The organism is Nocardiopsis sp. TNDT3, from assembly GCF_003427465.1.
GTDB lineage: Bacteria > Actinomycetota > Actinomycetes > Streptosporangiales > Streptosporangiaceae > Nocardiopsis > Nocardiopsis dassonvillei.
Map to the genome: position 1 here is coordinate 1 of NZ_QPFC01001437.1, position 1,442 is coordinate 1,442.

2 protein-coding genes are annotated in these 1,442 nt (G+C 77.1%); one reads left to right on the plus strand and one right to left on the minus strand.

Annotated elements, in window-relative coordinates; translation table 11 throughout:
• Positions 1-22 precede the first annotated feature (22 nt).
• On the minus strand, positions 23-1,039 hold the full coding sequence (locus tag DQW06_RS28630; protein ID WP_013154010.1) for a hypothetical protein: 1,017 nt from the start codon (positions 1,037-1,039) through the stop codon (positions 23-25).
• A 282-nt stretch (positions 1,040-1,321) separates the two neighbouring features.
• On the opposite strand from DQW06_RS28630, the gene DQW06_RS28635 reads away from it, so the two are divergent.
• On the plus strand, positions 1,322-1,442 hold a 121-nt coding region (locus DQW06_RS28635; RefSeq protein WP_232833195.1), incomplete at its 3' end, for a DUF1697 domain-containing protein.

Here is a 1,442-nt window from a genome sequence, read left to right on the forward strand (position 1 = left end):
CGCCCGGGGGAGGGCGGGGGAGTCAGTCCCCGTCGGGCGCCTCGGCCATGGCCCGGGCCACCTCGTGCAGCAGCTCCGGGATCCGGGGCGCGTTGCGGGCGACGCGGTCCCAGGCGCGGGCGGTCTGGTCCAGGCGCTCCCGCGTGGTCGGCTCCCCGCCCCCCTGACGGGCCGTGCGCCGGTCCTCCCTGCGGAAGGAGGCGGTGACCGCCCAGAAGGCCGCCGCCACCACCGGGCGGAACACGCCCCGGCCGCGCACGTCGAGCACGGCCTCCACCGCCCAGCGGCCGTCGGCGGAGACCGAAGGGGACAGCCAGGCGCTGATCCGGGCCAGGGAGTGCGTGGCCCGCACCCGCACGGGAGGGGTGTCCCGGCCCCGCGCGACGGCCTCGTACCAGGCGCCCGTGTCCACCTCCAGGGTGCCCTCGGCCGACCGCAGCCAGGCGCCGCGCCCGGGCAGCCGCACCCGCGCGCTCCAGGTGAGCAGGCCTGCGGGGGCGTCGTGGGTGACGGTCCCCCACGTCACGGGGTCCTCCTGCGTGCCGACGGTGTCGGGCATGGCGAACTCGGCCGAGGTGGTGCCCGCCTCGTCCCAGGAGGTGAGGGTCACGCCCGTGCCGCTCCAGCCCTTCTCCTCGTCGTCTGCGGGATCGACGGGAACGCCCTCGGGGGACAGCTCGGCGATGAGGTAGTGGCTGCGGGGTTCGAGGTGGCGCCCCCGCTGCAACTGGAGGGAGAGCTCGCTGGCCGCCACGGCCAGTTCGTCGGCCTCGGCCGGTGTGCCGGCGCCGCCCCCGCGCAGTTCCTCGGCGGCGCGGCGCTGCTCCTCCCGCAACCGTTCGGCCTCCTCGCCGTCGAGCAGGCCGAGTTCGTCGGCCCGCCGGTCCAGACGGGCCCGGGTCGGCGCGTCGGGGGTCAGCAGCCAGCCCCGGCCGTCGAAACGGCAGCTGCGCGCGACCTCGTGCAGGGCGGCGACGATGCGCTCGACCACCTCCCTGTCCACTGCGGTGATGTCGAAGGTGTGGCTCAGGCGCGGCACGGCGTCTCCGGGGTCGTGGTGCGGTTCACGTCTGCGCGGCGGCCAGGGAGCCGCGCCTACGCGTGCCAGCGTACGCACCCGCGGCGCCCGCCGGGGTCCACGGGAGGGGTCGGAATCCGCGGAGCCGCCGCGTTCGCGAGGCCGGGTGCGGCAGCCGCGGGACCGCCGCGCCCGCCGTGGCCGGGCACGGACGGCCCCGCCGTCGGCCGCGTCGCGGAGGGTTGTCCACAGCCGGGGTCGAACACTTGTGCGCACGGCCGCCGTCTCGGCACAATGGTGGGCATGACCAGGTACGTCGCGCTGCTGCGCGGAATCAACCTCGGCGCGCACCGCCGCGTCGCCATGGCCGACCTGCGCTCCCTGCTCGCCGGACTCGGCTACGGCGACGTGGCCACCCACCTCC